At 63.6% G+C, this 13,340-nt stretch carries 12 protein-coding genes and 1 pseudogene; 4 read left to right on the forward strand and 9 right to left on the reverse strand.

Features of this window, described 5'->3' with window-relative positions; genetic code table 11:
* Positions 1-108: 108 nt before the first annotated feature.
* The 7 genes from DCN14_RS29405 to DCN14_RS29440 form a co-directional block, all read right to left on the reverse strand.
* Positions 109-873: a ParA family protein gene (locus DCN14_RS29405; RefSeq protein ID WP_096507338.1), complete on the reverse strand. Its 765-nt coding sequence runs from the start codon at positions 871-873 to the stop codon at positions 109-111.
* 71 nt (positions 874-944) lie between these two features.
* Complete coding sequence (locus DCN14_RS29410) at positions 945-1,568, reverse strand: DNA-3-methyladenine glycosylase (protein ID WP_096507339.1); 624 nt, start codon at positions 1,566-1,568, stop codon at positions 945-947.
* Positions 1,565-2,104 (reverse strand): G/U mismatch-specific DNA glycosylase, encoded by a 540-nt coding sequence (mug, locus tag DCN14_RS29415; RefSeq protein WP_096507340.1) that lies wholly within the window; start codon positions 2,102-2,104, stop codon positions 1,565-1,567. Before mug ends, DCN14_RS29410 begins: the two co-directional genes overlap by 4 nt.
* A 318-nt stretch (positions 2,105-2,422) precedes the next feature.
* A complete protein-coding gene (locus tag DCN14_RS29420) occupies positions 2,423-2,629 on the reverse strand; it encodes a DUF2188 domain-containing protein (RefSeq protein ID WP_096507341.1) in 207 nt (68 codons plus the stop codon).
* Between the two features lie 307 nt (positions 2,630-2,936).
* A complete protein-coding gene (locus DCN14_RS29430) occupies positions 2,937-4,097 on the reverse strand; it encodes a thiolase family protein (RefSeq protein ID WP_096507342.1) in 1,161 nt (386 codons plus the stop codon).
* A 54-nt stretch (positions 4,098-4,151) separates the two neighbouring features.
* Positions 4,152-5,531: an MATE family efflux transporter gene (locus DCN14_RS29435; RefSeq protein ID WP_096507343.1), complete on the reverse strand. Its 1,380-nt coding sequence runs from the start codon at positions 5,529-5,531 to the stop codon at positions 4,152-4,154.
* An 11-nt stretch (positions 5,532-5,542) separates the two neighbouring features.
* Entirely contained in the window at positions 5,543-6,520 is a 978-nt protein-coding gene (locus tag DCN14_RS29440) for an alpha/beta hydrolase (protein ID WP_203368151.1), read from the reverse strand.
* Between the two features lie 109 nt (positions 6,521-6,629).
* On the opposite strand from DCN14_RS29440, the gene DCN14_RS29445 reads away from it, so the two are divergent.
* The 3 genes and pseudogenes from DCN14_RS29445 (at position 6,630) to DCN14_RS29460 (ending at position 8,138) form a co-directional block, all read left to right on the forward strand.
* Complete coding sequence (locus tag DCN14_RS29445) at positions 6,630-7,196, forward strand: TetR family transcriptional regulator (protein ID WP_096507344.1); 567 nt, start codon at positions 6,630-6,632, stop codon at positions 7,194-7,196.
* Between the two features lie 31 nt (positions 7,197-7,227).
* Positions 7,228-7,359 (forward strand): annotated as a pseudogene (locus tag DCN14_RS38825) (site-specific integrase); the annotation flags it as partial.
* 332 nt (positions 7,360-7,691) lie between these two features.
* On the forward strand, positions 7,692-8,138 hold the full coding sequence (locus DCN14_RS29460; RefSeq protein WP_096507346.1) for a citrate/2-methylcitrate synthase: 447 nt from the start codon (positions 7,692-7,694) through the stop codon (positions 8,136-8,138).
* 157 nt (positions 8,139-8,295) lie between these two features.
* Here the strand turns inward: DCN14_RS29460 and DCN14_RS29465 are convergent, their stop codons facing one another.
* Complete coding sequence (locus DCN14_RS29465) at positions 8,296-8,844, reverse strand: single-stranded DNA-binding protein (RefSeq protein WP_096507347.1); 549 nt, start codon at positions 8,842-8,844, stop codon at positions 8,296-8,298.
* Between the two features lie 103 nt (positions 8,845-8,947).
* On the reverse strand, positions 8,948-10,138 hold the full coding sequence (locus tag DCN14_RS29470) for an MFS transporter (RefSeq protein ID WP_096507348.1): 1,191 nt from the start codon (positions 10,136-10,138) through the stop codon (positions 8,948-8,950).
* Between the two features lie 264 nt (positions 10,139-10,402).
* Between DCN14_RS29470 and uvrA the strand changes: the two genes are divergently transcribed.
* Entirely contained in the window at positions 10,403-13,288 is a 2,886-nt protein-coding gene (uvrA, locus tag DCN14_RS29480) for an excinuclease ABC subunit UvrA (protein WP_096507349.1), read from the forward strand.
* Positions 13,289-13,340 lie beyond the last annotated feature (52 nt).

Raw genomic sequence — 13,340 nt, forward strand, 5'->3', positions numbered from 1 at the left:
GCCATCCGTGTAATCGTTTTTACAGATTTATTTTGAAACCGTTTCCGGGATTATTAATGACGAATTCAATGATCCGATGAATTACGACATACGATTGGGGCGCCGGCCTTACCCGGCCAATTCGCGATGCAGCGCGCGAAACTCCTGCGCGAGCTTGTGCGCCGGTTCGAGATGGATCACCGGCGTCGACTGCTGATGCGATTCGCGGATCTTCACCGACGCCGACAGCCTCGACGCCAGCACCGGCAGCCCTTCGTCGACGAGTTCGTCGACCAGCCGCTGCGGCAGGCTCGCGCGCGGCTGGAATTGATTGATGACGATCCCTTCGACCTCGAGCGCCGCGTTGTGGTCCTGCTGGATTTCCCTCACGTTCTCGAGCAGCGTGTACAGCGCGCGACGCGAGAAGTCATCGCAGTCGAACGGGATCAGGCAGCGCTCGACCGCGATCAGCGCCGAGCGCGTGTAGAAGTTCAGCGCGGGCGGCGTGTCGATGTAGACGGCATCGTAGGTGTCGAGTTCGTTCAGCGCATCGCGCAGCTTGTAGATCTTGTAGCGCGATTCCAGCTTGCCGTGCAGCGTGTCGAGATCCGGATGCGCGGGCATCACGTCGAGACCTTCGAACGGGCTCGGGTGGATGAACGACGCGACGTCGACCGGCCGGAAGTTGAACGTCAGCGCGGTCTCGAAGAATTCGGCGACGCCGGGATGCGCGTCGGCCGCGCCGTCGCCGAGCAGGTAACGCGTGGAATTCGCCTGCGCGTCGAGGTCGATGACGAGCGTGCGCAGCCCTTCGCTCGCGCTGATCGCCGCCAGGTTGCAGACGATCGTCGATTTGCCCACGCCGCCCTTCTGGTTGAATACGACCCGCCGCATTGTGTCCCCTTCGATCGAAACGTCGAAAGATCCAGCTTAGCCGGTCAATCATGGCGGCCGCGTGACATCCGTCAGATGCGCGGCAACGCGCCCGATACATAACGGTTGCCCGGCACGCTCCACCGCCACGGCAGATCCGTGCCGACGCGAATGCCGATGCGCGGCCCGCCCGCCAGATTCGCGGGCGGCGCCATGCCGTCGTCCACGATCGCGAAGCCGTCGCGGGCAACGACCAGGTCGATGCCATCCTGCGCGCCGCCGATACCGAGCGCCTGGGTCAGCCGCGCCGGCCCGCGGCACAGATCGCGATCGCGTGTCAGCGGCGGCCGTGCCGCGCGCATCCGTTCGAGCCCGCGCAGCGGCTCCAGCGCCCGGATCAGCACGCCCGTGCCGGTGCCGTCCGGCCCGCACACGCAATTGCAGCACCAGTGCATCCCGTAGGTGAAATAGACGTACATATGCCCGGGCGGCCCGAACATCGTCGCATTGCGCGGCGTCTTGCCGCGGTACGTGTGCGCGGCCGGGTCGATCGCGCCGGCATAGGCTTCCACTTCGACGATCCGGCCGGCGCGGCCGTCCGCGGCCGCGAGGATCTTGTTCAGCAATTGCGGCGCGACTTCAGTGGCCGGGCGATCGAAGAACGCGCGCGGCAACAACGTGCCCGGCCAGTCCGGTGCGCGCTTATTTCGCGTCATTCCGTACCTCCGGCTCCGCTGCCGGAAACCGCTAGTGCCGCCAGACGAAGCTGACGATATGCGTCGACCAGTTCGTCGAGACTGAACGCGCGGTTTCTGCCGCTCGGGTTCGGCAGGATCCAGACGGCCGCGCGCCGCATGCATGCCGGTTGCAGCCCCCATGCGATCTCGCGCTGCCCGGACAGCGCCGCGTAGGCGGCCTTGCCCAGGAACGCGACGAAGCGCGGCGCGTAACGTTCGAGCTTCTGCTCGAAGACGTCCGCGGCGGCGACGAATTCGTCGTGCGACAACTGATCTGCACTCGCCGTCGGCCGCGGCACGACCGCCGTCAGCCCGCAGCCGTATCCGAGTATCGTCCGGTCGTCCTGCGGCGCGATTTCGTCCGGCGTGAAACCCGCGAGATGCAGCACGCGCCAGAAGCGGTTGCTCCTTCCCGCGAAGTGATGGCCGGTCGCGGCCGCGGTCATGCCGGGATTGATCCCGCAGAACAGCACGTCGAGATGCGGGGCGATGATGTCGGGAAGTGCGTCAGCCACGTTCGGCCTCGCGCGTGAGGAACGTTAACGAAAAAAGACCCGAAGATCCACGCCAGGCAATGCGCCTGGCCCGGACATTCGGGCCCCTTCCTGTGCCGAATACCGACGTGACGATCAGAACGGTTAGCGGAACATGCCACGACAAAACGTTTCCGGTAACCATTTGATTTTTCAATGATCTCGACGACCCGCCAAACTAAGTTTGTAAAAGCCAGATTGCGAAGTGTAGCGAAATTTGACTCCCGAACCGCTTCCGCGCTCTTTCGTTAGTAGCTTTCCGCTGGCCCCGCGTTGACAGACTCCCGTCTGCGCCAGGACTCAGGGCTTACGCCACTTATCCGGCTTCCCGCCCCCCGTCGTCCGCACCCGTTCGACGAGCACCGGGCCACTCGGGTTAAGTTCACGGGCACGCTCGATTGCCTCTCGTTGCGTCGAGGCAATCACGCCCGCTCGCTGGAAATTCGGGCGACGAACCGCGTAATCACCTTCGTCCAAGCGACGCACGACAAAAATTTTATCGATCACGAGTCTTCTCCATTGCTGTTCAAAATTGCTTACCGGTCGCGAAGAGCGAGCAAGTTGTCCGTCCAGCGTCCGTCGGCGACGGTCCGGACATACGTGGTCCGCCCGTTATGACTGACGTGCACCCAGGGTCCTTGCCGCTGAGGATCCCGATCCGGACACCAGACCGAATGGTTTCCTTGGCACTCGATGTACGGAACCGTCTGGTCGCGAGTGAAGACCCCGCCTTCACCGATCGACCGACACCATCCACACTTCCCACCAGAGATGCATGATGCATTCGTGGCTTGCACCACCCTCCGTGCACTGACTACACCGCTTCGAGAACAGTCGCGATCCCTTGTCCTCCACCGATACATTGCGTGGCAAGTGCGTAACGACCATTGACACGACGCAGCAGCGTTGCTGCCTTGGCCGTGATCCGTGCTCCAGTTGCACCGAGCGGATGGCCAAGCGCGATTGCTCCGCCGTCGATATTGGTTCGATCGGGACGGATATCGAGCTCGCGCATACATGCGATCGCTTGCGAGGCAAAGGCTTCGTTGATTTCGATCACATCCATGTCCTCGATGCGCAAACCAGCACGCGCAAGTGCCTTGCGAGTTGCGTGTACCGGCCCCATCCCCATGATTTCGGGTTCAAGGCCCGCAATTGCAGTCGACCGTACGCGGGCCAGCATGTCGAGCCCATGCTGTCGCGCGAATGCTTCCGACGTGACAAGTACGGCAACTGCACCATCTGTCAAAGGCGAGGCGGTACCAGCCGTTACTGTGCCGCCTTCCCCGAACGCAGGTTTCAGCGCAGCGAGCCCTTCGAGCGAAGTCTGCGGACGCAGACAGAGATCGCGATCGATCACGGTGCCATCAGGCGTGGTCACCGGCACAAGCTCATCGTCCAGACGACCTTCGGCTTGCGCGAGTGCAGCCTTGCGCTGAGACTCGACGGCGAACGCGTCTTGTTGCTCACGCGAGATATTCCAGCGTGCCGCCACGTTTTCGGCAGTGACGCCCATTGGCGTGTACGCCTGGGTCGGAACGTCCGCATCGGGATGTTCTCTCGAAGCGAAACGCGGATTCCGAGACGCCGACAAGCCGCCTTGCGGCACCATCGTCATGCTCTCGACACCGGCCGCGATGAACGCTTCGCCGGCACCGATGGCTATTTGTCCGGCTGCCATGTGGATGGCATACATCGATGAGCCGCAAAAGCGATTCACGGTCGCGGCACCGATTTGAACGGGCAGTCCTGCGAGCAGCGATGCGATACGTGCGACGTTGTCGCCCTGAGCGCCCTCGGGATAGGCGCACCCCATCAGCACATCCTCGATCAGATGTGGATCGATTCCGCTGCGGCGGACCAATTCGGCAAGTGCGACGGCGGCGAGATCATCCGGACGCGTTGCGTGAAAGGGCCCCTTGCGTGCAAATGCGAAAGGCGTGCGAACATAACCCGCGATGACGGTACGATTCATTTCACAATTCTCCAAATATTGCCGATCGATAACGGCAGGCCGTTGCGCAATCCGTCACACCTCGACCCGAGTCCAGATACGTTTGGGCACCATCGTGGCCGCGCACACCAGCGCTGAACCGACCGTCCCCGCTGCGACGAAGGCAGATAGCGTCCCCATGCCACCGCCCAACTGATTGACGGCCAGCCATCCACCACCGGCTGCAATAAGCAAGCGAGCCGTTCCACCCAGGATTGTCCAGAAAGGACGGCCGATGCCCTGGGCCGCAAACGAGAGGATGAAAGACACGCCGACCAGACCGTAGAGTGGCGCGATGATCCTCAAATAAAGGTCTCCGAAATGGGTCGCGGCCGTGTCATGCGTGAACAGACCCAGCCAGACAGGGGGATGGATGGCAACGACCAGCCCGATGATCTGCGTGAAGCCGGCTCCCATCGCAATACCGAGCCATGTGGCTCGTCTGGCCCGTGCGATGTCGCCCGCTCCCATGCACGTCCCGACGACGGTCAGCACAGCGGTACCCAGACCAAACAGCAGCGGTATCAAGACGTAGTCGAGTCGTGAAGCGATGCCGTAGCCGGCCAGCGCAGCCTGGCCAAAACGCCCGACCACCGCGGTCAGCAATACGACCATCAGATTCAGTTGCAGCGCACCTATCGACGAGAGTGCCCCGACCCGAAGAATGTCCGAGAAGGAACGTCGATTCAGCGTCGCGCGCGTCAGGACCAATCCGGCGTGCCCCCTGGCCATGTAGACCAGAAGCGCGACGGCTGCAATGCTGTAATAAAGGGAGACGGCAATACCTGCACCGGCAATGCCCAGGCCGGGTACAGCGCCTATGCCGAAAATCAGCAAGGGCGAAAGCGGAATCAGCACCAGCGCACCGGCGAAAGTCGTGATAGCGGGAATCCTGACGTTCCCGCTACCTCGCAGAGCTGCGCACAGCATGTTGACGATCCAGACTGGTATGGCGCCAGCGAATACGTAGTTTGAATAGGTCACCGCCGCGGCGAGGCCCGGCCCCCGGCCGCCGAGTGCGGCATACAACTCGGGACCGTAGCACCACGCCAATATCGTGAAAAGGCCGCCGAGCACCACGGCCACGACAATCGCATGCAGGACGAGCGCATCGGCTTCGCGCCGTTTGCCGCCGCCAATTGCTCGAGCCACGGCGGACGCAACGCCACCCCCAATGCCGCCGTTGGACATCATCGTCATCAACATCGAGATGGGGAAAACAAGCGACACGCCGACCAGCGAATCGGTACCGAGAAAACTCACGTACCACGTCTCCAGCACGCCGACGCATGTCTGAGCGATCAATACGGCTATGGTGGGTATCCCGAGCGACAGCAGGGTTCGAAACAGGGGACCGCCCAAGATGCGAGCGCGACGTAGCGCGCCGGCATCGGGCTTGTTTGAAGTCTGATCCATATGCCTCGTCCCTATCCCCGGGTGGACAGGAACGACAGCAGCAGCCGATTGACCGCATCGGGCGCTTCTTGTTGCGCGTAATGCCCGACTCCTGCAATCAGGTGTTTGCCATTCAGGTTGGGCACGTTGCGTTCGAGCGTCTCGTATTCGTCCTTCGCCATCTTCAGCACGCCGTCCAGTTCACCCGCGATGAAGACGGTGGGCTGTAGGAGCCTCGCACCGTCCAGGAACGGCGTCAGCTCCCAGTTCCGATCGAAGTTCCGGTACCAGTTGATGCCACCCCGGAAGCCCGATCTCATGAACTGTGCCGTAAAGTAGTCGAGCTCTTCCGTCGTCAGCCACGCGGGTTGCTCGTCGGGAAACACGAGACTGTCGACCAGGCGGCTGGCCTTGTCGAAACGGACGAAGCTGGCATGGCGGTGCTTTTCGCTCGAGCGAGCCTGCCCCGAGGCCGAATACAGAATGCCCAGCAACGAGAGTCGAATGTCGGCTTCCAGCTCGCGTTCGATTCGTTCAGGTTCCTGAAAATACTGCTGATAGAAATGCTGCTCCTGCGAAAGCAATTGCAGGCGGACGGACGGCCGCAGTGTCTGGCGCGGCAGATACGGCACGCTCAGCAAGGCTAGTTGGGTGAACATGTCCGGACGAAGCAGCGCGGCGGCCGCCGTGACCATCGATCCCCAGTCGTGCCCGACCAGAATCGCCTGTCTTTCCCCCAGCGCATGAACGAGGCCGACCAGATCCGCGACGAGATTCAGGACGGTATAGGCATCGATCGCTTGAGGCGCATCGGTGTCGCCGTAGCCGCGCTGATCCATCGCGACAACCCGATACCCGGCCCCCGCCAGCGGCGTGATTTGATGGCGCCACGAAAACCACGATTCCGGCCACCCATGACAGAGCAGGACCAGCGGCCCGGAACCCTGCTCCACGTAGTGCATGCGAATGCCGTTGGTATGCACGTAGCCATGCTTCCAGTCTTGTCCCACTTCCACCCCCTTGGACAAATAAGAGTATGATCGACATCCAATTAGAGTATGAATACACTCTAAGTGTCAATGAAATGTTTTACATGGAGCGCTCAGGCGCCTGATCGACATGAGAAAGTCCAGGGAAGAGGCAAACGAGACCCGCAAGCGGATCGTGGAAACCGCCGCAAGGGAGCTGCGCGAAAAGGGCGTGGTTGGCGCAGGGATTGCCGACATCATGTCGGCTGCCGGCTTGACCCCAGGCGGGTTTTATCGGCACTTCGAGTCGAAGGACCATCTCGTGGCGGAAGCATGCAATGTCGCCAGCGCGACGCTATACGAGACGCTCGAGTCGTTCGTGCAGGGGAAGCCGCCGCGTGAGGCGCGCCGGGAGATTGCGGAGCGTTACCTGTCGGTCACGCATCGAGACAATATGTCGATTGGCTGCCCGTTTGCAGCGCTGGGTGGAGATATGGCGAGAGCCGACGCGCGCACGCGGCAAGTCGCGACGGCCGGGTTTTTACGTCTCGCAGGTCTCATTGCGGAACAGTTGGGAGGCACGGAAGCGAGCAAAAGTGGCAAGTCACTGGCGGCCGCGTCAGCCATGATCGGTGCGCTGATGATGTCGCGCGTGGTCGACAACGAAGCTCTGTCGCAAGAAATACTTCAGGCCGCTCGGGATGCGCTGTGCAGATGACGCGACAATGTCTTTTCTCAATGCCGCGATCGATCCGACGTTGCCGCGCCGCGGCGGCTCTTTGACGGGCGCACTGGCCGAGCGCAACTGCCATCAGGCGCTCGACATCCTCTCGGGCCTGTTCAACTACCTGGTGACCGCCGTCTATCTCGCCGGCAACCCAGCGCACCATCTGACGCCCACTGCTGTCTACATGATCGCGATCCGCGGAGCGACTCACGATCATGTAGACAGCAGATCGAGCGGCTGGTCGCCCGGTATCGCGCTGCTGGCCCGGCCGGGCTGATTTCACAGCGTCGCGGCCATGCGAGCAACCATCAACTTCCCGAGAATTTGGCACGCCGTGTTTGAGCCTGATTCGGGAGCGCCACGCCGATTTGGGCCGGCGCTGGCCTGCGAGAAGCTGGACTTGCTACCCACCGCGCGGGCGCCACCGCTCCTTCGAAATCTGAATCGGTCTTGAAGACGTCGCCATCGCCAAGAGCGCGATCAGCTATGCGAACGGGGAAAAAGGGGGAACTCATCTATCGTGGCTTCTGGGTTGCGGAACTGGCTCAACAAAACACGTATGAGGACGTCTTGTACCTGCTCTTGCATGAGCACCTACCCGGTACGTTGGAGTCAGTTCAGTTTCACAGCCAGTTGGCCGCGCGGCGCACCTTGCCCGTCGGCATCACACGACTGATCGACGCCTTGCCCAGGGATATTTCCCATATGACGGCATTGCGATCGGTGATTTCGGCGCTTCACGTCGATGACGGTGACTGGCCGCCTGTACTGGACCAGGCGTTGAGCATCTTTGCAAAGGCGCCGACGATCGTTGCTTATCGCTACCGCCTCCTGAACGGGAAGGCAGCCCAACCGGATCTCCATACACCAGAAGAGGGAAGCGTTCGCCGTTCTCAAGGCGAACTTCGCGAACTGCATAGCTGGTCACGATAGGCTTCATCCAATGAACGGAACCCATTTTTTACCGATTAGGCACGTTCCGCCTAGATCGAATAATGTGTAAACGAAAAAAGACCCAAAGATCCAGGCTAAATCGCTGATTTAGCTTGGAAACTCGGGTCTATCCTTACACTAGGAACTAACGTTCCTCCTAGAACGGGATATCGTCGTCCATCTCGTCGAAGCCGCCGCCTGCCGGCGCGCTCGGACGGCTCTGGCCGCCGCCTGCACCGCCGCGCGACGCGCCGCCGGCACGACCACCGCCGCCGCGTTCCATCTGTTCACCGCCGCGACCGCCGCCACCACCACCGTAGCCGCCGCCGTAACCGCCTTCGTCACCGCCGCCACCGCCGCCGCCCGCACCGCCGCGGCCGCCGAGCATCTGCATTTGATCCGCGACGATTTCGGTCGAATAGCGATCCTGGCCGTCCTGGCCTTGCCACTTGCGCGTGCGGATGCGGCCTTCGATATAGACCGACGAGCCCTTCTTCAGGTACTCGCTGACGATTTCGGCGAGACGGCCGAAAAACGCGACGCGGTGCCACTCGGTCATTTCCTTGAAATCGCCGCTCGCCTTGTCTTTATAGCGATCGGTCGTTGCGAGACGAATGTTCGCAACCGCGTCGCCGCTCGGCAGGTAACGGACTTCAGGATCGGCGCCGAGATTGCCGACGAGGATGACCTTGTTGACGGATGCCATGTGTTTCTCCAGTAAATTCGATGCGGGGCCGCCCGCGAAAGTCGTCGGAGCGGCCCGCCGGGCAAGCCGGCGAGCGCCGCCGACGCCTGCCCGAAAAGAAGGTTCAGGCCTTGCGCGGCGGCGGCGCTTTCATGCTGGCCGCGATTATAAGCCACGCGGCAACGAGCCCCGAGCATGCATAAAAGACGGTATCCGCGCCGCCGTGCTTCAGCAGCCAGCCGCCCGCGATGCCGCCGAGCGCGAGCCCGATCGACTGCGTGGTGTTGTAGACGCCCGTGGCCGCGCCCTTGCGCGAACCCGGCGCGAGCTTCGACACGAGCGACGGCTGCGACGCTTCCAGGATGTTGAAGCCCAGGAAGTACACGAACAGGATCGCCGCCACAATCAGGATGGTATGCGGCGCGCTGCCCAGCAGCAATTGGCCGATCAGGATAGCCAGAATGCCGCCGAGCAGCACCGGTTTCATCTTGCCCCGTTTTTCCGCGACGATGATCGCGGGGACCATCATCACGAACGCGAGCCCCATCACCGGCAGGTAGACCTTCCAGTGCGACGCGACCGGCAGCCCGCCGTCGACCAGCAGGCGCGGCACGACGAGGAACAGCGCCGTCTGCGTCGCATGCAGCACGAGCACGCCGAAGTTCAGGCGCAGCAGTTCGACGTTGTGCAGCACCTCGGCGAACGGCGCGGGCACGTGCACCGGCTTCGCCGCGTCGGGCACGATCCACAGCACGACGCCGATCGCGAGGATCGACAGCACGCCGACGATCGCGAACAGGCCGCTCATCCCGACCCAGTGGAACACGATCGGCGCGCCGACGATCGCGATCGCGAACGACATGCCGATCGAGCCGCCGACCATCGCCATCGCCTTGGTGCGGTTCTGCTCGGAGGTCAGGTCGGCGATGAACGCGAGCACCGCGGACGACACGGCGCCCATCCCCTGGATCACGCGGCCGACGATGATCCACGTGATGTCGTGCGCGAACGCGGCGACGAAGCTGCCGAGCGCGAAGATCAGCAGGCCGGTGGCAATCACGGGCTTGCGGCCGAACTTGTCGGACGCCCACCCGTAGAAGATGTACAGCAGCGACTGCGTGACGCCGTAGGCCCCGAGCGCAAGGCCGACGAGCAGCACGTTGTCGCCGCCCGGGATGGTTTTCGCATAGACCGAAAACACCGGCATGATCATGAACAGGCCGAGCATGCGCAGCGCGAAGATCGCCGCGAGCGACGTGGTCGCGCGCAGTTCGGGCGCGCTCATGCGGGAAGACGTGGCGGACGGATTGGACATCGGGAATGAATTTCGAATGATCGGATTGTCCGCCCGGCGGCGGGCGGCGGAAGATCAGGGCCACCGGCCTGGCAGGCCGGGCAAGTCGCTTGCCGGGCCATGACGCAGGCAGCCCGCGGGCCGTGCGAAGCCGCGCGGCGCGGCCGTTTTCCCGGCGCGGGCACTGCCTTGCTGCCAACTGCTGCCGAGGCTGGGGGCCCCCAACGACGGCCTCGAAAAGCCGTTATAGTAGCAGGTTTGGTTCCCTCCATTTTCGCCAGGTTCATGGAACAGATCCGTATCCGTGGGGCACGTACCCACAACCTGAAAAACGTCAATCTCGACCTGCCGCGCCACAAGCTCGTCGTGATTACCGGGTTGTCCGGGTCAGGCAAGTCGTCGCTCGCGTTCGATACCCTTTATGCCGAAGGGCAGCGCCGCTACGTCGAAAGCCTGTCCGCGTATGCCCGCCAGTTCCTGCAGTTGATGGAGAAGCCCGACGTCGACCTGATCGAGGGCCTGTCGCCCGCGATCTCGATCGAGCAGAAGGCGACGTCCCACAACCCGCGTTCGACCGTCGGCACGGTCACCGAGATCCACGACTACCTGCGACTTTTGTTCGCACGTGTCGGCACGCCGTACTGCCCCGACCACGACATCCCGCTCGAGGCGCAGAGCGTGTCGCAGATGGTCGACGCCGCGCTGGCGCTGCCCGAGGAAACCAAGCTGATGATCCTCGCGCCGGTCGTCGCGAACCGCAAGGGCGAGCACGCCGAGCTGTTCGAGGACATGCAGGCCCAGGGCTTCGTGCGCTTTCGCGTGCGCTCGGGCGGCGGCACCGCGAACGAAGGCGTCGCGAAGATCTACGAGGTCGAGTCGCTGCCGAAGCTGAAGAAGAACGACAAGCACACGATCGACGTCGTCGTCGATCGCCTGAAGGTGCGCCCGGACATGAAGCAGCGCCTCGCGGAATCGTTCGAGACCGCGCTGCGCCTCGCCGACGGCCGCGCGATCGCGCTCGAGATGGAGTCCGACCGCGAGCATCTGTTCAGCTCGAAGTTCGCGTGCCCGATCTGCTCGTATTCGCTGCAGGAACTCGAGCCGCGGCTGTTCTCGTTCAACAACCCGATGGGCGCCTGCCCGGAATGCGACGGCCTCGGCCAGATCACGTTCTTCGATCCGAAGCGGGTCGTCGCGCACCCGTCGCTGTCGCTCGCCGCGGGCGCCGTGAAAGGCTGGGACCGCCGCAACCAGTTCTACTTCCAGATGCTGCAGAGCCTCGCGGCGTTCTACGAATTCGACATCGACGCCGCCTTCGAGGATCTGCCTGAAAAGATCCGCAAGGTGCTGCTGTTCGGCTCGGGCAAGCAGACGATCCCGTTCTCGTACATCAACGAACGCGGCCGCACGACGATCCGCGAGCACGTGTTCGAAGGGATCATCCCGAACCTCGAGCGCCGCTACCGCGAGACCGATTCGGTCGCGGTGCGCGAAGAGCTGTCGAAGTACCAGAACAACCAGCCGTGCCCGTCGTGCGAAGGCACGCGCCTGCGCCGCGAAGCGCGCCACGTGCGCGTCGGCACCGGCGACTACGCGCGCGGCATCTATGAAATCAGCGGCTGGCCGCTGCGCGACGCGCTCGGCTACTTCGACGGCCTGACGCTCGACGGCGCGAAGCGCGAGATCGCCGACAAGGTGATCAAGGAAATCGTCGCGCGCCTGACCTTCCTGAACAACGTCGGCCTCGACTACCTGTCGCTCGAGCGCAGCGCGGAGACCCTGTCGGGCGGCGAGGCGCAGCGGATCCGGCTCGCGTCGCAGATCGGCTCGGGCCTGACCGGCGTGATGTACGTGCTCGACGAGCCGTCGATCGGCCTGCACCAGCGCGACAACGACCGCCTGATCGGCACGCTCAAGCACCTGCGCGACCTCGGCAACTCGGTGATCGTCGTCGAGCACGACGAGGACATGATCCGCACGGCCGACTACGTCGTCGACATGGGCCCGGGCGCCGGCGAACACGGCGGCGTGGTGGTCGCCGAAGGCACGCCGAAGCAGGTGCAGTCGAACCCGCAGTCGCTGACGGGCCAGTACCTCGTCGGCAAGCGCACGATCGAATATCCGGACGAGCGCCTCGCGCCCGATCCCGAGCGGATGCTGCGCATCGTCGACGCGCACGGCAACAACCTGCAGCACGTCGATCTCGAACTGCCGGTCGGCCTCTTGACCTGCATCACCGGCGTGTCGGGCTCCGGCAAGTCGACGCTGATCAACGACACGCTGTATCACGCGGTCGCGCGCCACCTGTACGGCTCGTCGGCCGAACCGGCGGCGCACGAGGCGATCGAGGGGCTCGAGCACTTCGACAAGGTCATCAACGTCGACCAGTCGCCGATCGGCCGCACGCCGCGCTCGAACCCGGCCACCTACACGGGCCTGTTCACGCCGATCCGCGAGCTGTTCTCGGGCGTGCCGACCGCGAAGGAGCGCGGCTACGACCCGGGCCGCTTCTCGTTCAACGTGAAGGGCGGCCGCTGCGAGTCGTGCCAGGGCGACGGCGTGCTGAAGGTCGAGATGCACTTCCTGCCGGACGTGTACGTGCCGTGCGACGTGTGCCACGGCAAGCGCTACAACCGCGAAACGCTCGAAGTGCAGTACAAGGGCAAGAACATCAGCGAAGTGCTCGACATGACGGTCGAACACGCGTACGAATTCTTCAGCGCGGTGCCGGTCATCGCCCGCAAGCTGAAGACGCTGCTCGATGTCGGCCTCGGCTACATCCGCCTCGGCCAGTCGGCCACGACGCTGTCGGGCGGCGAGGCGCAGCGCGTGAAGCTGTCGCTGGAGCTGTCCAAGCGCGACACCGGCCGCACGCTGTACATCCTCGACGAGCCGACCACCGGCCTGCACTTCCACGACATCGCGCTGCTGCTCGAGGTGATCCACCGGCTGCGCGACCAGGGCAATACGGTCGTGATCATCGAGCACAACCTCGACGTGATCAAGACGGCCGACTGGGTGATCGACCTCGGCCCCGAGGGCGGCGCCGGCGGCGGCCAGATCATCGCGCAGGGCACGCCCGAGCAAGTCGCGAAGACCAAGGCCAGCTTCACCGGCAAATACCTCGCTCCGCTGCTCAAACGCCCGACCCGCAAGGCGGCGGCCGGCTGACGGCGCCCCTCTACCGTGCGCAGCCGCCCGGCCGCGCACGGTTCGGGCCCGC

The sequence above is a fragment of the Burkholderia sp. IDO3 genome, assembly GCF_003366075.1.
GTDB lineage: Bacteria > Pseudomonadota > Gammaproteobacteria > Burkholderiales > Burkholderiaceae > Burkholderia > Burkholderia anthina.

Bases quoted from the DNA above. Each gene is read 5' to 3' on its own strand.
- DCN14_RS29435 (WP_096507343.1), bottom strand. From the start codon at position 5,531: ATGGATCAGACTTCAAACAAGCCCGATGCCGGCGCGCTACGTCGCGCT.
- DCN14_RS29465 (WP_096507347.1), bottom strand. From the start codon at position 8,844: ATGGCATCCGTCAACAAGGTCATCCTCGTCGGCAATCTCGGCGCCGAT.
- DCN14_RS29410 (WP_096507339.1), bottom strand. From the start codon at position 1,568: ATGACGCGAAATAAGCGCGCACCGGACTGGCCGGGCACGTTGTTGCCG.
- DCN14_RS29470 (WP_096507348.1), bottom strand. From the start codon at position 10,138: ATGTCCAATCCGTCCGCCACGTCTTCCCGCATGAGCGCGCCCGAACTG.
- uvrA (WP_096507349.1), top strand. From the start codon at position 10,403: ATGGAACAGATCCGTATCCGTGGGGCACGTACCCACAACCTGAAAAAC.
- DCN14_RS29430 (WP_096507342.1), bottom strand. From the start codon at position 4,097: ATGAATCGTACCGTCATCGCGGGTTATGTTCGCACGCCTTTCGCATTT.
- DCN14_RS29445 (WP_096507344.1), top strand. From the start codon at position 6,630: ATGAGAAAGTCCAGGGAAGAGGCAAACGAGACCCGCAAGCGGATCGTG.
- DCN14_RS29460 (WP_096507346.1), top strand. From the start codon at position 7,692: ATGCGAACGGGGAAAAAGGGGGAACTCATCTATCGTGGCTTCTGGGTT.
- DCN14_RS29405 (WP_096507338.1), bottom strand. From the start codon at position 873: ATGCGGCGGGTCGTATTCAACCAGAAGGGCGGCGTGGGCAAATCGACG.